Genomic DNA, 22,533 nt, shown 5'->3' on the forward strand with positions numbered 1-22,533 from the left:
TCTTAGTAATATACGGTTGTAGTTAATCAGTTCATTCTGGTTTTGTTAAGTTTTTTGGGGGCATTATGGCGTCGGATCTTCTGAATGTAGGGGCACAAAGTGTTCTTACGGCTCAGAGACAGCTCAACACCACAGGTCATAACATTTCTAACGCCAACACAGAGGGCTATAGCCGCCAGTCTGTGATTCAAGGTGTGAATGACCCGCGCCAGTACGGTGGGCAATCCTACGGTATGGGTGTGCATGTGGAAAATGTTCGCCGCTCTTGGGATCAGTTTGCCGTCAAAGAACTTAACTTATCGACAACCAATGCCGCCAACAAAGGCGATACCGAAGCCAACCTCGATATGCTGTCGAGCATGTTGTCGTCGGTCGCTTCAAAGAAGATTCCAGAAAACCTCAACGAATGGTTTGATTCTGTTAAGACTCTCGCTGATACCCCGAATGATGTGGGTGCGCGCAAGGTCGTGCTAGAGAAAGCAGGGCTTGTAACTAAAACCTTGAATGAATTCCATGAAACGGTACGTCAACAGTCTGATTCCACGAATAAAAAATTAGAAGTCGGCATAGAACGTGTAAACCAAATTGCTGTTGAGATTCGTGACGTTCAGCGTCTGATGATGCGAACACCAGGACCTCACAATGATTTACGAGACCAGCACGAAAAGCTGATCAATGAGCTATCTGGTTACACCAAAGTGACGGTAACGCCGCGCTCTAATGCGGAAGGATTTAACGTCCATATTGGTAATGGTCATACCTTGGTTTCTGGTAGTGAGGCAAGTCAACTGAAGTTGGTTGATGGTTTACCTGATACACATCAGCGTCGACTGGCGATAGTTGAAGGTAAGTCTTTGAAGCCGATTACCAGTAATGATATCGATGGTAAAATCGGTGCCATGCTCGATATGCGAGACGAACACATTCCTGACATCATGGATGAACTTGGGCGTTTGGCGACGGCTTTCTCGGAGAAAGTAAACTCACTTCAGTCACAAGGTTTGGATCTCAATGGCAATGTTGGCCAAGATATCTTCACCGATGTGAACTCTGAGCGCGTGGCGAAATCACGCGTGACGGCTGGCAGCCAATCAAAGGCTGATGTTGCCGTTTATATTGATGACACCTCTGCCTTAAAAGGCGGCGAGTATGGTCTTAAGTATGACGGCAGTGATTATGTCGTGACCAAGCCTGACGGTGAAGCGGTAAAAGTCAGCACGAATGCAGCGGGCAATGCTTTCTATCTAGATGGTATGCGAGTCGAAGTTCGAAACCCGCCTGAATTGGGTGAGAAGCTGTTACTGCGTCCAACTCGTAACTTTGCGGCTCAGATTCAGATGGAAACCAAAGACCCTAGAGATATTGCCGCACAAAGTTATGAGGCATCGACCACGTTCGCGAAAGGCTCGGCGGGGTTCAAGATCCTAGCGGCCGGTCAATTGCGTGAGTTTGAAGTGATTGTTTCACCAAAAGGTGAGCAGTTTGCCGTGACTGACCCGAAAGGCAATATTTTAATGCAGCCGCAGCCGTACCCACCTGAAGGGCCGGTTACGATTAATGGTACGACTTTCGAGTTAACTTCTGGCGCTGTGGCAAACGATAAATTTACGGCAAACCTTGTCCCATCAGAGGGTGACAACGGTAACTTGCGTAAGCTGCAAGATCTCCAAACCGGTAAGATCTTGAATGATGGTGAGTCTACGATTTTGGACCTTTACCACAACTTGAATACCAACACGGGCCTGAAAGCGTCGACGGCAAATCGCTTAAGCGACATTGCCACCTTAGAAAAGGAATCCGCTCAGGAACGTATTGCTTCAGTGTCGGGGGTTAACCTCGATGAAGAAGCGGCAAATATGATGAAATTTCAGCAAGCGTACATGGCTTCTTCACGAATCATGCAAGCAGCCAATGATACGTTCAATACTATTTTGGCTCTGAGGTAGGAAGTATAAATGTTGAATCGTATTTCTAGCTTCCACAATTACCAATCTGTTCAGAATGACTTGCGCCGTCAAGAGAACAAGATACATCACAACCAAGCACAACTTGCTTCCGGTAAGAAGTTGCAGTCGCCAAGTGATGATCCTCTTGCGACCCACTATTTACAAAATATTGGTCAGCAATCAGAGCAGCTTAAGCAATATAGTGACGCAATCGTCTTGGTTCGTAATCGATTAGAGCATCATGAGGTATTGGTCTCCAACACCGAAGGCTTTGCTGATGAAGCAAAACGAACCGTGATGGAAATGATTAACGGTGCGCTCTCTCCAGAGGACCGTTTAGCGAAGAAACGCGAGATCCAAGAGCTATCAAATAATTTTCTGCATCTAGCTAACTCTCAAGATGAGTCGGGTAACTACACGTTTGCGGGTACTAAGCCGAAGAATCAACCCTTCTTTAGAGATAACCAAGGCAACGTCAGCTATCAGGGCGATGACTATCAGCGAAAGATGCGTGTAGCGAGTAGCTTCGAGATGGCGATGAATGATCCAGGCAGCAAGTTATTTATGGAAATAGATAACCCGTTTGGTGATTACGAACCGCAGTACGAACTCGAACCCGCTTCTGAATTACTTTTGGAACGTGCGACGAACTCAGCTGAAGATGGGTCAACGTATAAAGTGACGTTCGTTGATATGCAGACAGGAAATTATGCTTATCAACTTGAAAAAGATGGCGCAGTGGTGGCCGCAGAAGACTTTGATCCTTCGACTGGCATTGTCTATGAAGGGCTGAATATCCAAATCAAAGGCCAAATCACTAAAGGTGATTCGATCACCTTAGAACCGCGAGAGACTTTCTCTATCTTTGATACGTTCAAAGAGGCGGCTGAGCAGGCTGAAAACCCGGTATCGGATGCATCAGCAACAGCGAAGCTGCACCAAGTAACCGAAGAGTTCCACGCTGCGTTTATCCATTTGACCAAGGCGAGAACCGATGTTGGTGCGCGTTTAAGTACGCTGGATATTCAAGAGCAACAGCATGAAGATTTTAAGTTGTCTTTAGCCAAAGCAAAAAGCAACTTTGAAGACTTGGATTACTCGAAAGCCATCATTGAATTCAATGAAAACTCTCGAGCACTGCAAGCTTCCCAACAAGCGTTTGGTAAAACAAAAGACCTGACCTTGTTTAATTATATTTAATTAACAATCTGTATTTAGTGGTGAATTAACCCTCACCATTGAAGTTAGATTCTTTGCCGTATGTGCTATGCCGTATGAGCGAATCACTTCAACCTTTGCCGGTTTCTTATACAGGATGTCATCTGTTTGAAAATAGCGGCAAAAAGCGGCAATGGGTCAACGAAGGTACTTTTTGTTCCCCAAGCCAGTTAAACCAAATCGAGTTAAGTTTTCATTTAAGTGATTGATTTTATATATATTAAAAATTAATCGAAACAGTATTAAACTTGGCATATAACTTGTATCTGTGTTGGTCATAAAATGATTTATACAGATCTTAAACCCTGCATAGGGTTTAGCGAGTAATACACGGTCAGTGCTTATCCATATGAGAGTAAAGCTGGCCGCTTCGCAGAAAGTTTGCGAACTCATAAGGAGAGCAAAATGGCTATTAATGTAAGCACTAACGTTTCTGCTATGACAGCACAGCGTTACCTGAATAAAGCGTCTAATGATTTAGCGACTTCTATGGAGCGTTTGTCATCAGGGCATAAAATCAACAGCGCGAAAGATGATGCAGCCGGTCTGCAAATCTCTAACCGTTTAACGGCGCAATCACGTGGTTTAGACGTAGCAATGCGTAATGCCAATGATGGTATTTCAATTGCACAAACCGCTGAAGGTGCGATGAACGAATCAACCAACGTACTACAACGTATGCGTGATCTGGCGATTCAATCATCAAACGGTACGAACTCGGCAGCGGAACGTACCGCGCTTAATGAAGAGTCTTCGGCACTTCAAGATGAGCTAAACCGTATCGCGGAAACGACCTCGTTTGGTGGCCGTCGTCTGTTGAATGGTTCATTTGGTGAAGCATCTTTCCAGATAGGTTCTAGTTCTGGTGAAGCGATGATTATGGGACTCACTAGTGTTCGTGCTGATGACTTCCGTATGGGCGGTACTACGTTCGATTCTGAAAACGGTAAAGATAAAAGCTGGGAAGTGCCGCCAACGGCGAGCGATCTTAAGTTTGAATTCAGAACCAAAGCAGGTGAAGACATCGTTTTAGATATCAATACCAAAGCGGGTGATGATATCGAAGAGCTTGCTACTTACATTAATGGTCAATCTGATCTTGTGAACGCATCGGTGACTGATGATGGTCGCATACAACTATTCGTTGCTGAACCTGACCTTGACGGTGCAATGTCGATCTCTGGTGGCCTAGCATCTGAGCTAGGTATTAAGAGTGAAGGTCGTGCAACATCGGTTCAAGATATCAGCCTGACTAGCGTTGCAGGTTCACAAAACGCAATCAGCGTGATTGATTCTGCAATGAAGTACGTAGATTCACAGCGTGCTGATTTGGGTGCTAAACAGAACCGTCTAAGCCACAGTATTAATAACTTGGCAAACGTTCAAGAGAACGTAGACGCTTCTAACAGCCGAATCAAAGATACGGACTTTGCGAAAGAGACGACGCAAATGACCAAATCACAAATTCTGCAACAAGCAGGTACTTCGATACTTGCTCAAGCAAAACAGTTGCCTAACTCTGCAATGACACTATTGCAATAGTTATTGGTTGAACTTGCTGCTCGTGTTCAGACGTGAGCCATGCAGCAAGGGAAACTGGCAAGCATACTTACTATGAGTGTTTAGCTCTCTCATCTCTCACCTGCTATTCATTTTTACGGTAAGAATGCAACGGCGAGTCAGAAATGTGTTCATTTCTCGATGATCTCCACACAGGCTCTGACCTGCCAACTAGCCCCGGTTCTCTCAAAGGAAAAGGGGCTTTTTCCTTTCTGTTATTTATTTCTCTGTTTCCTATCTTTCTTATTTCTATCTTTTTGCTTTCTACCTTTTTGTTTTCTTGTCTTTTGCGTTTCCCACTGGTTTCTAACTTTTAGTTTTCTAACCCTTAACGCTTCAATTCGCTCCATTTTCGTTGCTAAAAATGGTCCACTTGGCTAGATGAATTGCACAATCTTTATGCCCATCAATGATCTTTGGTGATTGATCATTTCTGAGCGTTGACCATTTTGAACGGTAGTTAGCGTGTTTTTTGAACAAATTAAGATTTATACCCGATTAAACCCTATCGCTTTTTTAGAAAAGTGTGAAATTTAACTTATTGATAAGTAATGATTTAATATTTTATTTGTGGTTTTTTAAAAGTTTTTCTAAAGCTTAGGGATTTTGAGCCGTTATTAAATGTAACTTTGAGAGAACTACTTGGTTTTCCGAGACGTCGGAAACCGCTATACCGGAAAATCAATTGGAGAAATCACCATGGCAGTGAATGTAAATACAAACGTTTCAGCGATGACAGCGCAACGTTACCTAAACAACGCAAACAGCGCGCAACAAACATCAATGGAGCGCCTAGCTTCAGGCTCTAAAATCAACAGCGCTAAAGATGACGCTGCGGGCCTACAAATCTCTAACCGTTTGAACGTTCAGAGCCGCGGCCTTGATGTTGCTGTACGTAACGCGAACGACGGTATCTCTATTGCACAAACTGCTGAAGGTGCAATGAACGAGACAACCAACATCCTGCAACGTATGCGTGATTTGTCTCTACAATCTTCAAACGGCTCAAACTCAAAATCTGAGCGTGTAGCGATTCAAGAAGAAGTAACAGCACTGAACGACGAACTGAACCGTATTGCGGAAACCACGTCTTTTGGTGGCAATAAGCTGCTTAACGGTACTCACGGTACTAAATCATTCCAAATCGGTGCGGACAACGGTGAAGCGGTAATGCTTCAACTGAAAGACATGCGCTCTGATAACGCTCAGATGGGTGGTAAGAGCTACCAAACTGAGAACGCGAAAGACAAAGACTGGAACGTTCAAGCTGGCGCAAACGACCTAAAAATGTCGTTCACTGATAACTTCGGCCAAGCACAAGAAATCGATGTGTCTGCGAAAGCGGGCGACGACATCGAAGAGCTAGCAACGTACATCAACGGTCAACAAGATTCTGTTAAAGCGTCTGTAACTGAAGACGGTAAGCTGCAAATGTTTACTGGCAACAACAAAGTTGAAGGCGAAGTGGCATTCTCTGGCAGCCTTGCTGGTGAACTAGGCATGCAACCTGGCAAAGATGTAACGGTTGATACTATCGACGTAACATCAGTTGGCGGCGCACAAGAATCTGTTGCAGTTATCGATGCGGCACTTAAGTATGTAGATAGCCACCGTGCTGAACTGGGTGCTTTCCAAAACCGTTTCGACCACGCTATCAGCAACTTAGACAACATTAACGAAAATGTTAATGCATCTAAGAGCCGTATTAAAGATACCGATTTCGCGAAAGAAACGACTCAGATGACTAAGTCTCAGATCCTTTCTCAAGCTTCAAGCTCGATTCTTGCTCAAGCGAAGCAAGCTCCGAACTCGGCACTTAGCCTACTAGGTTAATCGATTAAAAAGCCACGTTGTCATGTTGGTTATAAGCGCTGTTGATCATAAGTGTTGTTGATCATAAACGTTAACGTTAGGCTTCCACAAATTAGCTCGTGGTGAGAGATGAGCGCTAAACAGACCCAGCTTCGGCTGGGTTTTTTATTGCCTGTAATTTGGCGAAGGTGTATTTGGAAAAGTGCCATGTTGGTAAGCAGGAGCAAAAGCGAGATTCCCTATCACGTTCGTTCCTCACTTAGGGAATGACGACTATAGAGAGGTAGCCATCCATTGTTTACTTGAATCGAAGTCGTTGGTCGTCATCCCAGAATCGAGTAGAACGAGATATCAGGGATCTGCTTTGGTTTTTATGTGCAAGGCGACACTTATAAATGAGCTAGGATACGAAACTTTAGCGAATGTCGCTCTATTAATTGAATCCCGGTCACACTTTTCTTTGTTGTTGAAAAGAATATGAAAAAAAGCACATTTTTTATTAAAGCTTCTAATTAAGGGGCCGTTAAAGGGATTGAGAGAAATGATATGTACCAATGTAAGGTGAGAGAGACACTGGTGCATAAACAAAATTGACATGTATTTGTGTGAGGTGAGAGTCACATAAGTACATTAAAAAATGCCTAAAGGAGATCAACTATGGCGATTAATGTAAGCACTAATGTGTCTGCAATGACGGCTCAGCGCTACCTAAATAGCGCGGCTGAAGGTACTCAAAAATCAATGGAGCGTTTGTCTTCTGGCTATAAAATCAATAGCGCAAAAGATGATGCTGCAGGCCTACAAATCTCTAACCGCTTAACGTCGCAAAGCCGTGGCCTAGATATGGCTGTGAAAAACGCGAATGATGGTATCTCTATTGCACAGACAGCTGAAGGTGCCATGAATGAGTCAACCAACATTCTGCAACGTATGCGTGACCTTTCTCTTCAATCTTCAAATGGTTCAAACAGCAAATCTGAACGTGTTGCGATCCAAGAAGAAGTCTCTGCTCTAAACACAGAACTTAACCGTATTGCTGAAACGACCTCTTTTGGTGGTAACAAGCTTCTTAACGGTACTTACGGCAGCCAATCTTTCCAAATCGGTGCAGATTCTGGTGAAGCAGTAATGCTGACGATGAATAACATGCGTACTGACACTCAAGACATGGGTGGCAAGAGCTACGGCGTTACAGAAGGCAAAGATGCTTCTTGGCGTGTAGCTGCAGGTTCTGATCTGACTATCAAATACAACGATAAGTTTGGTGAAGCACAAGAGTTGTCTATTTCTGCGAAGGAAGGCAACGATATGGAAGAACTAGCAACTTACATCAATGGTCAGAGCCAAGACGTTAAAGCGTCAGTTGGTGAAGGCGGCAAACTGCAACTTTTCGCTTCAAGCCAAAAAGTTGAAGGTGATGTTGAGTTCGGCGGCAGCCTTGCTGGTGAACTTGGTATTGGTGCTGCTAAAGACGTGACTGTTAACGATATCGATGTAACTTCGGTTGCTGGCGCGAACGAAGCGGTATCTATCATTGATGGCGCACTAAAATCTGTAGATAGTAACCGTGCTTCTCTTGGTGCTTTCCAAAACCGTTTTGACCACGCAATCAGCAACTTAGATAACATCAACGAAAACGTTAATGCATCTAAGAGCCGTATCAAAGATACCGATTACGCGAAAGAAACGACAGCAATGACGAAGTCTCAAATCCTACAACAGGCGAGTACTTCTATCCTAGCTCAAGCAAAACAATCACCATCAGCAGCTCTAAGCTTATTGGGCTAAACTTACCTCGGTAAGTAGCGGTAAACTCTACTCTGGGTAGAGTTTTACTGTATGGCTCACAAAGGAGGGAGGGAGACTGTTATGGAAATACCATCCAACGCATCGAACATCCAGCCTTATGGCTCACCTAATGGCATTAAATTTGCAAGCGATGAAGGTAGTAGTGCGTCGAGCACTTCACGACTGAAAGAAGCAACATCTTATGGCAAGGTAGAAAAATCGAAAGAGCAAGCTACCGAAGCGGCGATTCAATTAGCTCAACATCGACAAGAGTTAAACGATGAAGAGCGAGTCAAGATGGTAGAGAAGGTAAACGAGTTTATCTCCTCTCTCAACAAGGGTGTTGCCTTTAAAGTCGATGAAGAGTCGGGGAGAGATGTGGTTACCATTTATGAGACCACAACCGGTGATATTATTCGCCAGATCCCTGACGAAGAAATGCTTGAAATTCTAAGACGCCTAGCAGCCCAAAATTCAAATAGTAGAATATTTGAGGTGAAGGTTTAAGTCGTATTATTGAGGTGGTTTAATGAGTTTTGGCCCAATGGGGATTTCGTCTGGCATGGATATCAATTCCATGGTCAGCAAAATTGTTGATTCGGAGCGTGTACCTAAACAGCAACGAATTGATAATGAACGAACGCGAATCGATACCAGCATTAGTGCCTATGGAAGACTCAGAGAATCCCTTGATTCGATGAAAAACCTGATGACAAACTTTCGTCAGGAAAAAGCTTTTGCTGTGCGAACAGTTGAAAGTACCGATGAAGGTCTTGTCTCTGCAACCGCGACTACCGAAGCGATCGCTGGCAAATATGCCATCGATGTGTTGCAGCTTGCCCAGAGTCATAAAGTGGCTTCTGATGTACTGTCAGAGGACATGAAATTTGGCCCAGGTAAGCTGCAGGTTTCGCTTGGTGATGACAGCTTTGATGTGCAAGTTGGCGACAGATCGAAACTTATCGATGTCGTTCGCAGTATAAACGGCGCAGATAGCAATCCAGGCGTTCGTGCATCTATTATCAATGATGTCGAAGGCCCACGACTTATTGTCGCCTCGAACCAGTCTGGTTCAGATCAGCAGATCAGCATTAATGTGGAGTCTGATGCTGCTAATCCTCTAAAAAAACTCGAATACAAAACTCTAGAAGAGCGTGTGAAGGCGCTTGAGAAAGCGCGCCTTGCTGCACAAGATGTTCTTGCTCTAACCCCTGCAGGAAAAGCCGTTGAACTCATCGATGAAGCGATCGCTAACGATGACCCAAATGCGAGTGAAAAACTCGATGAAGACGGAAATGTTATCCCAGCAACCCAAACCGATTCTGCCTCAGATGTTGACGGAGACTCTCAAAGTCTTAGTTACGGCGAGCAAGCTGCAGCCGATGGTCAAGCTGCCCTAGACGCAGCTCAGGCGTCAAAGTCTGTGATGCCCGAAGACAATATCCCAGGTTGGACTGAGACAGCCTCAGGAACTCTTTTAGATTCTTACTACACACCAGAACTTGAGCTTGATGAAAAAGCGATAGAGAAGGCGCCTGACGTGCCGGGGTGGTCAAATGCTGCCTCGGGTACTCTGACCGATTCCTACGTGACACCGAAAGAAGCTCAGCAAAAGCTTGAAGCTGAACAAGCGCGAATCGAAGATAAAATTTCACAAGAAAAAGCCGATTTGGCTGAGAGAGTTCAAAAAGGCGAATTGACCGCGGAACAAGCCAAAAAAATTGAGCGTGCGAAATTAGAACCCGAAGAGCGTGAGCTTTTAGAGAAAGTCGATAAAGTGCAAGCTGAGCTCGAACAGGCACAACAGTCTTTTGATACCTATAGCGGTATGGCTGAAGTTCAGGCGGGGCAAGATTCAATGGTCGTTCTAGACGGCGTTGCACAGCTTTCGAGTAATAACAATGTGATTGAAGATGCCGTAGAAGGTATCGATATTACGGTGAAAGGCAAAACGCCAAAAGATAAGCCACCGGCCGAAATCGGTGTTGAGTACGACCGTAATAGTGTGCGCCAAGACATTGAATCTTTCGTTAACTCTTACAATCAGTTTTATCAAGTGTCTAAGAACTTGGCGGGCGTTGATCCAACGACTGGCCAAAAAGGGCCGCTTTCTGGCGACAGTACTGTACGTAATGCCGACTCGCGATTGAAAGGGGTGTTCTCATCAAGTATTGAAGGCGCGCCTGATAATCTCAAGTCATTGACTGAATTTGGTATCACGACCACAAGGCAAGGCTCGCTAGAAATTAACTACGACATGCTTGATCGTCAACTTAATAATAACTTCGATAAGTTGGGTGAGTTCTTTGGCGGCAACAATGGTTTCGCCAAAAAAGTGGAAGATGCGATTCAAGGTATCACAGGTATCACAGGTTCGATTCGTACTAGAGAAAAGAGCTTAGTCGAGCAAAACTACCGCTTGGTTGATGATCAAAGCGCACTCGATCGCCGCATGGACAGCCTAGAAAACCGCACACATTCTAAGTTTACTGCCATGCAAGATGCGACTAGCAAGATGCAATCCCAGCTGGGCAGTATGATGAATGCGTTGGGCTAATAGATGAACAGTCAGCTGCAAGAGCTTTGTGAACTCGATCAATTAATTATCTCTAAGCTTGAATTTAGTGAAATTAATGCTGAAGAAATAACGCGGCTTGTCGATAACAGAGAACAGTTATTGCAAAACGTGCTTCAAATAATCGACTCACACCCCGACGTTAAGCAAAGTTCTGAATGGTTTGAAGCCATTACCAGAACCAGAAAATTAGTCGAATTGATGCAGTCTGAGACAAGTCGAGTAGGTAAGACCCTACACAAGTACCGTCACGGCGCTAAATCAGTTCAACAATACAAAAAGTTTTTATAAAAGAGGTTTACTATGCGCGGTTCTTTACAGGCATATAAAAAGGTATCAGTGGATAGTCAGCTAACAGCTGCCTCACCGCATAAGATTGTACAAATGCTAATGGCAGGTGCTATCGAGCGCTTGATTCAAGGTAAAGCGGCAATGCAAGCGGGCAACATCCCAGTGAAAGGCGAGCGACTTGGTAAGGCTCTGGATATCATTATTAGCCTACGTAGTTGCCTGTCTATGGACGATGGTGGCGATATTGCGAAAAACCTAGATCAACTTTATGAGTTCATGATCACGCAAATTTCTGCGGCAAATCACAAAAATGACCCACAGCCTATTGATGATGTTATCGATATTATCCGCGAAATTAAGAGCGCTTGGGACCAAATTCCGAACGAATATCACAACTTGACGTCTGCTGACGTAGGTATTTAAAGAAAAACTGCAGTTTTAACCAATCTCATATCCCTTAATTGGTTGGTTGCCTTATTTTTTTAATCAAATAAAATAGAAGCCATTAGATAGCCTAATGGCTTTTTTCGTTGCTGATTTCCTAAATTTGTCCACGTAGACCATAATCATTGATACTTTTCTCTGTTTTATCGATTACGTCGCTCACCGTTTTTCTGCATCGCACCAAAATAAAGGCAATAATTCCTACTTATGCAAGGTTTGGCAAAACTGCTTGTCGTCGACGATAGCGCTCAAGATCGTCACAATTTAAGCACAATATTAGAGTTTGTAGGAGAGAGCTGCGAAGTAATCAGCTCTGAACAAGCACGTAAAGTTGACTGGTCACTACAGTGGGCCGGCTGCATTATTGGTACCATTAAAGGTAAAGGCTTCAACGCATTACTGAATGAAAAGCTTGTTCACGCCAATCACATCCCTTTACTGGTGATTGGTAAAAACAATCACCAGGTTGACGAGCTAACTAACTATGTTGGCGAGCTTGAACTTCCTCTTAACTACCCGCAATTAAGTGATGCATTAAGGCACTGTAAAGATTTCTTAGGCCGCAAGGGCGTTCAAGTGGTGTCTTCGGCACGCAAGAACACACTGTTTCGCAGCCTAGTAGGGCAAAGTGCTGGTATTCAAGAAGTACGTCACTTAATTGAACAAGTCTCTTCTACGGAAGCTAACGTGCTGATTCTTGGTGAATCTGGTACCGGAAAAGAAGTCGTAGCGCGTAATATTCACTATCACTCTAAGCGCCGTTCTGGGCCTTTCGTGCCTGTGAATTGTGGTGCTATTCCACCAGACTTACTCGAAAGTGAGTTGTTTGGTCATGAGAAGGGCGCATTTACTGGTGCGATTACCGCACGAAAAGGTCGCTTTGAATTGGCTGAAGGTGGCACACTGTTTCTTGATGAAATTGGCGATATGCCAATGGCAATGCAAGTTAAGTTGTTGCGTGTACTGCAAGAGCGCTGTTTTGAACGCGTAGGTGGCAACAGCACCATTAAAGCTGACGTTCGTGTGATTGCAGCAACACACCGCAATCTTGAAGACATGATCGACGATGACTCGTTCCGTGAAGATCTTTATTACCGCTTGAATGTATTCCCGATTGAAATGCCGGCGCTTCAAGATCGTAAAGAAGATATTCCACTGTTGCTTCAAGAACTAATGACTCGAATGGAAGCGGAAGGCAGTATGCCTATCTGCTTCACGGCTCGTGCTATCAATTCTTTGATGGAGCACTACTGGCCAGGTAACGTTCGTGAGCTAGCGAACCTCGTTGAGCGAATGGTTATCCTGTATCCGAATAGCTTGGTTGATGTGAATCATCTACCCACTAAATATAGATACAGTGATATCCCTGAGTTCCAGCCTGAATTTAATCGCTTTGTGTCGGAAGAAGAGCAAGAACGTGATGCACTTTCTGATTTGTTCTCAGAAGATTTCAGCTTTGACCAGCAAGATGATCTTGCCGATAACGCGAATGCGCCTCAAGAGTTACCACCAGAAGGTGTTAATTTGAAAGAGCTGTTGGCGGATATGGAAGTGAACATGATTAACCAAGCCTTGGAAGCGCAGGGTGGCATTGTTGCCCGTGCTGCAGACATGCTTGGAATGCGCAGAACCACTCTGGTTGAAAAAATGCGGAAGTACAATCTACAGCGATAGAGCTCAGATTCGTGTTCAGCGATATCAAATTAAGACGGGTGTTGAGTTAAAGCATCGTTTTGGTTGAGAGAATAGAGAGGGCATAGTTGAGTTGTTGCTTGCTTAACTATGTGATAAATATAGCAAATAGCCTGACGCGTGTTTTACGTGTCAGGCTGTTTTAGTATTTGAGGCAAATTTTTGACATGCACGGATCTAACGAATCAGAAAATCAGTCACACCTAGATTCAGTTGAACAGCAGGTTGAGCGCTATAAGCAAGTGCTTGATGTGATGCCAGCAGGTGTCATCTTGTTAGATACTCATGGTGAAGTAAGGGAAGCGAACCCAGAAGCGCATCGAATTTTAGGTGTGGAACTGGTGGGCGAGAAGTGGTTTTCTGTGATTCAAAGTGCCTTTGATCCTAAAGACGATGATGGGCATGAGATCTCACTGAAGAATGGGCGTAAGGTTCGTTTGGCTATTTCAGCTTCTACCACGGGTCAACTTATCTTGATTACCGACCTGACAGAAACTCGTCTTCTACAGTCTCGCGTGAGTGATCTTCAGCGCTTGTCGTCGTTAGGCAGAATGGTAGCCTCGTTGGCACACCAGGTTCGTACGCCACTTTCTAGTGCGATGCTGTATGCATCCAACCTTGCCGCGCCGAACCTGCCGCCAGCAACAAAAACGCGCTTTCAATCTAAGCTTATGGATAGGCTCCATGACTTAGAGAAGCAAGTGAATGACATGCTGTTGTTTGCCAAGGGTGGCGACAACAAGGTTGTGAAGCCATTTACTGTCGCTGAACTGATCACTGAATTTCACCCAATGGTGGAAGCGGCATTAAAATCGAACCAGATTGATTATTGCCAGGAAGTGGAAGGCGAAGAAACTCAGATGTTTGGCAATGCTAATGCTATAGCTTCTGCTCTGAGCAACCTAGTTTTGAACGCAGTGCAAATTGCGGGTAAAGAATCGCAGATTGATGTTTTTTTTAGGCCCGTAAACGGCGAGCTTAAGATATCAGTGCAAGACAGTGGCCCCGGCGTACCGAAAGAGCTTCAAGGTAAAATTATGGAACCCTTCTTTACCACTCGTTCGCAAGGTACAGGTCTAGGTTTAGCCGTTGTACAAATGGTCTGTCGAGCACATGAAGGCCGACTGGAATTGATATCAGAAGAAGGGGACGGCGCATGCTTTACTATGTGTCTACCGCTGGAAAGAAGCGCTTCTTCTGAAGACAAATAAGTTTTAACTGAATTTACACTGGAGAATCCTATGGCTCAAAGCAAAGTGTTAATCGTCGAAGATGATGAAGGTCTACGCGAAGCCCTTGTCGACACTCTCGCGCTTGCTGGCTATGAATGGCTGGAAGCGGATTGTGCGGAAGATGCTCTGGTAAAATTGAAATCGAACTCCGTTGATATTGTTGTCTCTGATGTGCAGATGGCAGGTATGGGCGGCTTAGCACTGCTAAGAAATATCAAGCAGCATTGGCCAAATCTACCAGTATTGTTGATGACAGCGTATGCCAACATTGAAGACGCCGTTGCCGCAATGAAAGAAGGCGCTATAGATTATATGGCAAAGCCATTTGCGCCTGAAGTGCTGCTTAATATGGTGAGCCGTTATGCTCCGGTAAAATCGGATGATAATGGCGATGCCATCGTTGCCGATGAGAAAAGCATCAAACTAATGATGTTGGCTGATAAGGTGGCTAAAACCGATGCTAACGTCATGGTGTTGGGGCCAAGTGGCTCTGGTAAAGAGGTCATGTCTCGCTATATTCACAACGCTTCGAGCCGTAAAGACGGTCCGTTTGTTGCGATTAACTGTGCCGCGATTCCAGATAACATGTTGGAAGCAACACTGTTTGGCTACGATAAAGGCGCATTTACTGGTGCTATTCAAGCTTGTCCTGGTAAATTTGAGCAGGCTCAAGGCGGTACTATTTTGTTGGATGAGATCAGTGAAATGGATCTTAGCCTACAAGCGAAACTACTGCGCGTGTTGCAAGAGCGCGAAGTTGAACGTCTTGGTAGCCGTAAGAGTATCAAACTGGATGTTCGTGTTTTGGCAACCAGTAACCGCGATCTAAAGCAGTATGTTTCTGAAGGGAATTTCCGTGAAGATTTATACTACCGCCTGAATGTATTTCCAATTACTTGGCCAGCACTGTGTGAACGTAAAGGCGATATTGAGCCGCTTGCGAAGCACTTGGTTGAGCGCCATTGCACCAAACTTGGTATGCCCGTTCCTGTTCTGTCCGAGCAAGCCATCAGTAAGCTCGTCAATTATCCGTGGCCGGGTAATGTGCGTGAACTGGATAATGTCGTGCAGCGCGCTCTAATTCTGAGTGAGCAAGAAAATATTTCAGGTGAGCACATCTTACTTGAAGGTGTCGATTGGCAAGACGCAAGTGGCCTACAGCAAATTGTTGAAGGCAACAGTGTTGCCGCGCCAGATATTAAGCCGATTGCTGAAGCGAACCCTATTGGTAAAGTCTCGGCTGCCAGCGAAGGGCTTGGAAATGAGCTTCGAGATCAAGAGTATGCAATTATTCTTGAGACGCTGATCGCTTGTAATGGCCGACGTAAAGAAATGGCAGAAAAATTGGGCATTAGCCCTCGCACATTGCGTTATAAGTTGGCGAAAATGCGCGATGCTGGAATAGATATCCCAAACTGAGGATAGATTAGTAGTGTCAGCTTTCTGACTAGTGTAATACGATATCTAGTCAATTTAATGTGTGGCACGCTAATTGCTCTGTCAATAATACAGCTAAATAGATAGTCATAATTTTGACTCCTGAGGTAGTAGATGAGAATAGATGGTTTACAAGGCGAAATGCAGGCAATGATGGTTGAAGCTGCTAGCGCGCGTCCTGCTGCAACGGGGCAAGCGGTCGGTGCAGATTTTGGCAACATGCTGACGCAGGCCATTAATAACGTGAACTCATTACAAAAGACCTCAGGTGATCTTCAAGCTCGTTTTGATAGTGGCGACCAAAGCGTGTCTCTATCGGACGTGATGATTGCTCGTAATAAATCTAGTGTGGCTTTTGAGGCGACGATCCAAATTAGAAATAGATTGGTCGAATCGTACAAAGAGCTGATGAATATGCCGGTATAAGTTGGGTAATTAAATAGTGGCAGATAATAGTCAAACAACAGATTTAACCGTAAGCGACAGCAATGACCATGCACTCATTGCAGGTTCGGAGCTTGACGGAGAAGGGCAAAATCCCGATCTAGGTGAACGCAGTTCCTCTAAGTTCGATATGGCCGTCGGTGATCTCGATTTACTTCGTCAGGTCGTCTTAGTCCTATCTATTTCTATCTGTGTAGCGCTGATTGTGATGCTGTTTTTCTGGGTGAAAGAGCCAGAAATGCGTCCATTAGGGGCTTATGAAACAGAAGAGTTGATTCCCGTTCTTGATTACTTGGATCTACAAAAGATCGAATACACTCTTGAAGGTAACACTATCTCGGTACCCGCTAGTGAGTACAACTCATTAAAGCTTAATATGGTACGAGCGGGTTTGAACCAAGAGCGAAACGCCGGTGATGACATCCTCATGCAAGACATGGGTTTTGGTGTATCACAACGTTTAGAGCAAGAGCGCCTTAAGTTAAGTCGTGAAAGACAGCTTGCGAAAGCCATTGAGCAGATGAAACAGGTACGTAAAGCTCAGGTTTTATTAGCCTTGCCAAAGCAGAGTGTCTTTGTTCGTCACAATCAAGAAGCCTCAGCTTCCGTATTTCTGACTCTGAAAACTGGCAGTAACCTCAAGCAGCAAGAAGTTGATTCTGTTGTCGACATGGTGGCAAGTGCCGTTCCGGGAATGAAAACCTCACGTATCACGGTGACCGATCAGCATGGCCGACTGTTGAACTCAGGTTCTCAAGACCCGATGTCAGCTGCGCGTCGTAAAGAACATGAGTTAGAGCGCAATCAAGAGCAAGCGCTGCGTGAAAAAATTGACTCTATCCTAATTCCTATTCTTGGGTTTGGTAACTATACCGCTCAGGTTGATATTCAGCTTGATTTTAGTGCTGTGGAACAAACGAGAAAACGTTTTGATCCGAATACGCCAGCGACTCGAAGTGAATACACCTTAGAAGATTACAACAACGGTAACACTGTGGCTGGTATTCCTGGTGCTTTGAGTAACCAGCCCCCAGCAGATGCTTCAATTCCTCAAGATGTCGCTCAGATGAAAGACGGTGCGATGACGGGGCAAGGCTCGGTTCACAAAGAAGCGACCCGAAACTTTGAGCTAGACACAACCATCAGCCATGAACGTAAACAGAGCGGCACAGTTAACCGTCAGACGGTATCGGTAGCGATCAAAGACCGTCAATCACTGAACCCTGATACGGGCGAAGTGGTTCATACGCCAATCCCTGCCAGTGAAATTAATGCGATTCGTCAGGTACTGATTGGTACTGTCGGCTTTGATGAAAATCGTGGCGATTTACTCAATGTGTTAAGCATGCAGTTCGCACCACAAGTGACGGATGTTGTCGCTGATGTACCAATTTGGGAACATCCAAACTTCAATGATTGGGTACGTTGGTTTGCGAGCGCGTTGGTTATTATCGTCGTGGTATTGGTACTTGTTCGCCCTGCAATGAAGAAACTGCTTAACCCAGCAGCTGACGATGATGATCAAATGTACGGCCCTGATGGTATGCCAATTGGCGCCGACGGCGAAACCAGCTTAATTGGTGGTGATATTGAAGGTGGTGAGCTGTTTGAATTTGGTTCAAGCATCGATTTACCTAACCTTCATAAAGACGAAGACGTGCTGAAAGCAGTACGTGCTCTTGTAGCGAATGAACCAGAGCTAGCAGCTCAAGTAGTTAAGAATTGGATGGTAGATGGCTAACGAAATAGTTCCACAACAAACGGAAGGTGGTGAAGTACTTGATGTCTCTGGCGTGGATATCGGTTCAATCTCAGGCGATGAACGCGCTGCGATCTTGCTGCTAAGTCTAAATGAAGAAGACGCTGCTGGTATTATTCGTCACCTAGAGCCAAAGCAGGTTCAGCGTGTGGGTAGTGCAATGGCGCGAGCGACTGATCTATCCCAAGAAAAAGTGGGAGCGGTTCACCGTGCTTTCTTAGATGATATTCAGAAGTACACCAACATTGGTATGGGCAGTGAAGACTTCATGCGTAATGCGCTGGTCGCTGCCTTGGGTGAAGACAAGGCGAATAACCTTGTTGACCAAATCCTTCTTGGTACTGGCTCGAAAGGTTTGGACTCACTTAAGTGGATGGATCCTCGTCAGGTGGCGAGTATCATCATCAACGAGCACCCTCAGATTCAAACCATTGTGTTGTCGTACCTCGATTCTGATCAGTCGGCTGAGATTCTGTCTCAATTCCCAGAAAGAGTTCGTCTGGATCTGATGATGCGTATCGCTAACCTTGAAGAAGTTCAACCTTCGGCTCTTGCTGAATTGAATGAAATCATGGAGAAACAGTTTGCGGGTCAAGCGGGTGCTCAAGCTGCCAAAATTGGTGGTCTGAAAGCTGCGGCTGAGATCATGAACTACATGGACAATAATGTGGAAGGTGTCTTGATGGATCAAATCCGTGATCAAGACGAAGATATGGCAACGCAGATTCAAGATCTTATGTTTGTCTTTGAAAACCTTATTGAAGTTGATGACCAAGGTGTTCAACGACTGCTGCGTGATGTTCCACAAGACGTTCTACAGAAAGCGCTTAAAGGTGCTGATGACGGTCTACGTGAGAAGATCTTCAAGAACATGTCTAAACGTGCTGCCGATATGATGAGAGACGACATTGAGGCGATGCCGCCAGTAAAAGTCTCCGACGTGGAAGCGGCTCAAAAAGAGATATTGGGTATTGCGAGGAAGATGGCAGACAGTGGCGAGATTATGCTGTCTGGTGGCGCCGACGAGTTCCTTTAATACAGAAACCTCAAGAGCCCCACACTGTTGGGGCTTTTCTTTATCCAATCTCGAACCCAAGATTAACTCCGTTCAACGGCTTGAATTTACAATGCAGCTGGACGCATTCATAGATAGGTACTGATATGTCAGGTGATAGAAAACGCGGCTTCCTTCGCCCTGAAGAAGATAATACGGTTGCCCAACCTCAGAAATGGGGGTTGCCTGACTACACCTCTGATGTGAATAAACAAGCCAAAGAAACGGCCTTTAATTACGATCCTAGTTGGATGCCGACGGTTGAAGAAGCCATTGAAGACGAAGAGCTTGTTCTGACTGAAGAGCAAATCGAACTGATTAAGCAAGGTGCTTATCAGGAAGGGCTTCATCAAGGCCAAGAAGCTGGCTTTAAACAGGGTTACGAAAAAGGGAAAGAAGAAGGGTTTGCTGCAGGCCACGAAGAAGGCAACCAAGCCGGCAAGCTTGAAGGCGTGACTGCTGGTCAAGAGTACATTCAGCAGCAAGTTGCCATCTTTATGGGGCTAGCCAACCAGTTTGCTCAACCGTTAGAGCTGATGAACGCTCAGGTAGAGAAGCAATTGGTGGACATGGTACTGACCATGGTCAAAGAAGTGGTTCATGTTGAAGTGCAAACCAACCCACAAATCATATTAGATACCGTCAAAGAGTCGGTCGAGTCGTTGCCGATCTCAGGTCATGCGATCACATTGAAGCTTAATCCCGAAGACGTCGCGATTATTCGTTCTGCGTATGGCGAAACTGAATTGGATTGCCGCAATTGGACGTTAGTTGCAGAGCCGGCTCTCAACCGTGGGGACGTACAAATCGAAGCGGGTGAGTCGAGCGTTAACTACCGCATGGAAGACCGTGTGAAAAACGTCATTCAAAACTTCTGTGGCGCAAACCGTCATCAGGGCCATGAGTAATGCTCGAATTAGCAAATCGTCTTAGCCAATACAAAGTCGAAGGGCTAAAATCGCGACCAATTGCCTCAGGTAAGTTAGTACGCGTTGTTGGCTTAACGCTTGAAGCGACCGGTTGTAAAGCACCCATCGGCAGCCTGTGTTTAGTAGAAACCATGTCTGGTCAGATGGAGGCCGAAGTCGTCGGCTTCTCTGGCGATAACTTGTTTTTGATGCCGAGTGAACAAATCACTGGGATATTACCTGGCGCTCGTGTGACCCCCGTGACCACTGAAAGCGGTATCCCTGTCGGAATGGAATTGCTTGGTCGAGTGATCGACGGGGTGGGTAATCCACTTGATGGGCTAGGTCCAATCTATACCGAACAACGCGCTTCATTTAATGCTGAGCCAATCAACCCTTTAGCTCGAAAACCGATTTCTGAACCGCTCGATGTCGGCTTGAAGGCCATAAACGGCTTGCTGACGGTAGGTAAAGGTCAGCGTATTGGTCTGTTTGCTGGTTCCGGTGTCGGTAAGTCGGTCACGCTCGGGATGATGACTCGAGGCACGACCGCGCAAGTGGTGGTGGTAGGTCTAATCGGTGAGCGTGGACGAGAAGTTAAAGAATTTATTGAAGAGATTCTTGGCGAAGATGGACGTAAACGATCTGTGGTGGTCGCTGCTCCTGCGGATTCATCGCCACTGATGCGATTGAAAGGTTGCCAAACTGCACTGGCTGTAGCTGAGTACTTCCGCGACCAAGGTTTAGATGTTCTTTTATTAATGGATTCATTGACCCGTTTTGCTCAGGCTCAGCGTGAAATTGCTTTGTCTGTGGGTGAGCCGCCAGCAACCAAAGGTTATCCGCCATCAGTCTTCGCCAAGCTTCCTGCGCTGGTGGAACGTGCGGGTAACGGCAACGATGAACAAGGTTCTATCACGGCTTTCTTTACCGTTTTAACTGAAGGTGATGACTTACAAGACCCGATTGCCGATGCGTCAAGAGCGATTCTTGATGGTCACATTGTTTTATCGCGTGAGATGGCCGATGCCGGACATTATCCTGCGATTGATGTTGAGAAATCCGTCAGTCGTGTTATGCCGCAAATCACCACCGAAGAACATGTATTGATGTCGAAAGCGGTGCGCCAAGTACTGTCTATCTGTCGTAAAAACCAAGATTTGGTATCGATTGGCGCTTACAAACCGGGGACTGATCCTGCTATTGATAGTGCCTTCACCTTGAAACCGAGGTTGGATGAGTACCTACAGCAAAAAATGAAAGAAACGGTTCCCTATGACATGTGTGTCAACATGTTGAAACATGTATTGGGTGGCTAACGAATGAATAAGGTTAGTCATGGATAACGCATTAGAATTTTTGCTCGACCAAGCCAAGGATCAAGAGAACCAAGCCGTACTCGCGCTCAACAAAGCGAATTCAGAGCTTCAAGGTTACTATGAGCAGGTCGCTCAGATTGAAAAGTACCGACTTGATTACTGTCAGCAACTTATTGACCGCGGAAAAGCAGGACTCACAGCGAGTCAGTACGGTCACTTGAACCGTTTTTTAACTCAACTAGATGAAACATTATCTAAACAGAGAGAAGCGGAGCATCATTTTAAAAACCAAGTCGACAACTGCCAAAACTACTGGATGGAGCTACGTAAAAAGCGTAAATCCTACGAGTGGTTGATGGAGAAAAAACAGAAAGAGAAGGCAAAGCTGCAAGATCAACGAGAACAAAAGCAAATGGATGAGTTCTCGACGCTGATGTATGGCCGAAAGAAGATGTGATCCTAAGCCCTGAATGACGAAGGTGTTGCCGTTCAGATTGTGAGAACAGAACTAATAGGCATGTTTCTTGCTCCGTTTTATATAAAATTGCGCGTTATGCCCAGCAAAGGCATGAAAAGCACCCGACTTTCTTTTTGTTGTCCGATTTATGGCAGCAAAGCTAGTAGATAGAGCTTGTATATATGAATGTTAGCCTTTCCTCAAATTCAGCGACCAACAAAACGTCATCGTTGTTGGACACCGGTTCTGCCTCTTCAAAGATAGAAGAGACCGGCGACTCTAAAGGTTTCTTAGAGTCTTTTAAAGAAGCGCTAGGCTTTGAAGAAAGTGACAGCAAAGCGGCAGTAAAAGACACTGATGACGCCCCAAAATCAGACGAAAAACAGACCTCTGCGGAAGACGAAGTATCGGCTGAAAAGACTAAAGGTGGTTCAACTGAGTCTAAGATCGCTGATGAGGCTAGCGAAGCTCAAACCAAGCAAGCTAAAGCAGCGACGGATGTTGAAAATACGGCTACTAGCAACGCAGCTACTGAACATACGTCTGAACTAAATTCACCGTCGAGCGATAAAGCCTCGTCGAAACCGTCTGATGACG

18 protein-coding genes and 1 pseudogene are annotated in these 22,533 nt (G+C 45.3%); all 19 read left to right on the top strand.

The window, feature by feature from the left end:
- The first annotated feature begins 65 nt into the window (after positions 1-65).
- Positions 66-1,946, top strand: coding sequence for a flagellar hook-associated protein FlgK (flgK, locus tag OCU90_RS04240; RefSeq protein WP_061025605.1), 1,881 nt, complete (start codon positions 66-68; stop codon positions 1,944-1,946).
- Positions 1,947-1,955: 9 nt separating this feature from the next.
- Positions 1,956-3,146, top strand: coding sequence for a flagellar hook-associated protein FlgL (gene flgL / locus OCU90_RS04245; protein WP_004736186.1), 1,191 nt, complete (start codon positions 1,956-1,958; stop codon positions 3,144-3,146).
- Between the two features lie 423 nt (positions 3,147-3,569).
- A complete protein-coding gene (locus OCU90_RS04250) occupies positions 3,570-4,706 on the top strand; it encodes a flagellin (RefSeq protein WP_004736187.1) in 1,137 nt (378 codons plus the stop codon).
- A 717-nt stretch (positions 4,707-5,423) separates the two neighbouring features.
- Entirely contained in the window at positions 5,424-6,557 is a 1,134-nt protein-coding gene (locus tag OCU90_RS04255; protein WP_004736189.1) for a flagellin, read from the top strand.
- Positions 6,558-7,193: 636 nt separating this feature from the next.
- Positions 7,194-8,324: a flagellin gene (locus OCU90_RS04260; RefSeq protein WP_004736190.1), complete on the top strand. Its 1,131-nt coding sequence runs from the start codon at positions 7,194-7,196 to the stop codon at positions 8,322-8,324.
- An 81-nt stretch (positions 8,325-8,405) separates the two neighbouring features.
- Positions 8,406-8,831, top strand: coding sequence for a flagellar protein FlaG (gene flaG / locus OCU90_RS04265; protein WP_004736191.1), 426 nt, complete (start codon positions 8,406-8,408; stop codon positions 8,829-8,831).
- A gap of 22 nt (positions 8,832-8,853) precedes the next feature.
- Entirely contained in the window at positions 8,854-10,881 is a 2,028-nt protein-coding gene (fliD, locus tag OCU90_RS04270; protein ID WP_061024941.1) for a flagellar filament capping protein FliD, read from the top strand.
- Positions 10,882-10,884: 3 nt separating this feature from the next.
- Positions 10,885-11,190, top strand: coding sequence for a flagellar protein FliT (locus OCU90_RS04275; protein WP_004736193.1), 306 nt, complete (start codon positions 10,885-10,887; stop codon positions 11,188-11,190).
- A 12-nt stretch (positions 11,191-11,202) separates the two neighbouring features.
- A complete protein-coding gene (gene fliS, locus OCU90_RS04280) occupies positions 11,203-11,613 on the top strand; it encodes a flagellar export chaperone FliS (protein WP_004736194.1) in 411 nt (136 codons plus the stop codon).
- 228 nt (positions 11,614-11,841) lie between these two features.
- Positions 11,842-13,308, top strand: a complete 1,467-nt coding sequence (locus OCU90_RS04285; RefSeq protein ID WP_061024944.1) for a sigma-54 dependent transcriptional regulator — start codon at positions 11,842-11,844, stop codon at positions 13,306-13,308.
- Positions 13,309-13,493: 185 nt separating this feature from the next.
- Positions 13,494-14,537: a sensor histidine kinase gene (locus OCU90_RS04290; RefSeq protein ID WP_004736196.1), complete on the top strand. Its 1,044-nt coding sequence runs from the start codon at positions 13,494-13,496 to the stop codon at positions 14,535-14,537.
- Between the two features lie 30 nt (positions 14,538-14,567).
- Positions 14,568-15,977, top strand: coding sequence for a sigma-54-dependent transcriptional regulator (locus OCU90_RS04295; RefSeq protein ID WP_017084514.1), 1,410 nt, complete (start codon positions 14,568-14,570; stop codon positions 15,975-15,977).
- Positions 15,978-16,109: 132 nt separating this feature from the next.
- Positions 16,110-16,421 (top strand): flagellar hook-basal body complex protein FliE, encoded by a 312-nt coding sequence (fliE, locus tag OCU90_RS04300; RefSeq protein WP_004736198.1) that lies wholly within the window; start codon positions 16,110-16,112, stop codon positions 16,419-16,421.
- A 16-nt stretch (positions 16,422-16,437) separates the two neighbouring features.
- Positions 16,438-18,180, top strand: a complete 1,743-nt coding sequence (fliF, locus tag OCU90_RS04305) for a flagellar basal-body MS-ring/collar protein FliF (RefSeq protein ID WP_017076821.1) — start codon at positions 16,438-16,440, stop codon at positions 18,178-18,180.
- Complete coding sequence (gene fliG, locus OCU90_RS04310; RefSeq protein ID WP_017076820.1) at positions 18,173-19,234, top strand: flagellar motor switch protein FliG; 1,062 nt, start codon at positions 18,173-18,175, stop codon at positions 19,232-19,234. Before fliF ends, fliG begins: the two co-directional genes overlap by 8 nt.
- 125 nt (positions 19,235-19,359) lie before the next feature.
- A complete protein-coding gene (fliH, locus tag OCU90_RS04315; RefSeq protein WP_061024945.1) occupies positions 19,360-20,160 on the top strand; it encodes a flagellar assembly protein FliH in 801 nt (266 codons plus the stop codon).
- The gene (fliI, locus tag OCU90_RS04320; protein ID WP_010439337.1) at positions 20,160-21,479 is read left to right on the top strand and encodes a flagellar protein export ATPase FliI; all 1,320 of its coding nucleotides are present in this window, start codon (positions 20,160-20,162) and stop codon (positions 21,477-21,479) included. The genes fliH and fliI overlap by 1 nt, the downstream gene beginning before the upstream one ends.
- A gap of 19 nt (positions 21,480-21,498) precedes the next feature.
- Positions 21,499-21,936 carry a flagellar export protein FliJ gene (gene fliJ / locus OCU90_RS04325; protein ID WP_017076818.1) on the top strand — a complete coding sequence of 146 codons (438 nt, stop codon included), beginning with the start codon at positions 21,499-21,501 and terminating at the stop codon, positions 21,934-21,936.
- Positions 21,937-22,118: 182 nt separating this feature from the next.
- Positions 22,119-22,532, top strand: a pseudogene (locus OCU90_RS26155) (flagellar hook-length control protein FliK); the annotation flags it as partial.
- Between the last annotated feature and the right edge of the window lies 1 nt (position 22,533).

This window comes from Vibrio splendidus (assembly GCF_024347615.1).
In the GTDB taxonomy this organism is placed as follows: domain Bacteria; phylum Pseudomonadota; class Gammaproteobacteria; order Enterobacterales; family Vibrionaceae; genus Vibrio; species Vibrio splendidus.

Excerpts from the sequence above, each read along its gene's own strand:
- flgK (WP_061025605.1), top strand. The coding sequence starts at position 66 with ATGGCGTCGGATCTTCTGAATGTAGGGGCACAAAGTGTTCTTACGGCT.
- flgL (WP_004736186.1), top strand. The coding sequence starts at position 1,956 with ATGTTGAATCGTATTTCTAGCTTCCACAATTACCAATCTGTTCAGAAT.
- OCU90_RS04250 (WP_004736187.1), top strand. The coding sequence starts at position 3,570 with ATGGCTATTAATGTAAGCACTAACGTTTCTGCTATGACAGCACAGCGT.
- OCU90_RS04255 (WP_004736189.1), top strand. The coding sequence starts at position 5,424 with ATGGCAGTGAATGTAAATACAAACGTTTCAGCGATGACAGCGCAACGT.
- OCU90_RS04260 (WP_004736190.1), top strand. The coding sequence starts at position 7,194 with ATGGCGATTAATGTAAGCACTAATGTGTCTGCAATGACGGCTCAGCGC.
- flaG (WP_004736191.1), top strand. The coding sequence starts at position 8,406 with ATGGAAATACCATCCAACGCATCGAACATCCAGCCTTATGGCTCACCT.
- fliD (WP_061024941.1), top strand. The coding sequence starts at position 8,854 with ATGAGTTTTGGCCCAATGGGGATTTCGTCTGGCATGGATATCAATTCC.
- OCU90_RS04275 (WP_004736193.1), top strand. The coding sequence starts at position 10,885 with ATGAACAGTCAGCTGCAAGAGCTTTGTGAACTCGATCAATTAATTATC.
- fliS (WP_004736194.1), top strand. The coding sequence starts at position 11,203 with ATGCGCGGTTCTTTACAGGCATATAAAAAGGTATCAGTGGATAGTCAG.
- OCU90_RS04285 (WP_061024944.1), top strand. The coding sequence starts at position 11,842 with ATGCAAGGTTTGGCAAAACTGCTTGTCGTCGACGATAGCGCTCAAGAT.
- OCU90_RS04290 (WP_004736196.1), top strand. The coding sequence starts at position 13,494 with ATGCACGGATCTAACGAATCAGAAAATCAGTCACACCTAGATTCAGTT.
- OCU90_RS04295 (WP_017084514.1), top strand. The coding sequence starts at position 14,568 with ATGGCTCAAAGCAAAGTGTTAATCGTCGAAGATGATGAAGGTCTACGC.
- fliE (WP_004736198.1), top strand. The coding sequence starts at position 16,110 with ATGAGAATAGATGGTTTACAAGGCGAAATGCAGGCAATGATGGTTGAA.
- fliG (WP_017076820.1), top strand. The coding sequence starts at position 18,173 with ATGGCTAACGAAATAGTTCCACAACAAACGGAAGGTGGTGAAGTACTT.
- fliH (WP_061024945.1), top strand. The coding sequence starts at position 19,360 with ATGTCAGGTGATAGAAAACGCGGCTTCCTTCGCCCTGAAGAAGATAAT.
- fliI (WP_010439337.1), top strand. The coding sequence starts at position 20,160 with ATGCTCGAATTAGCAAATCGTCTTAGCCAATACAAAGTCGAAGGGCTA.
- fliJ (WP_017076818.1), top strand. The coding sequence starts at position 21,499 with ATGGATAACGCATTAGAATTTTTGCTCGACCAAGCCAAGGATCAAGAG.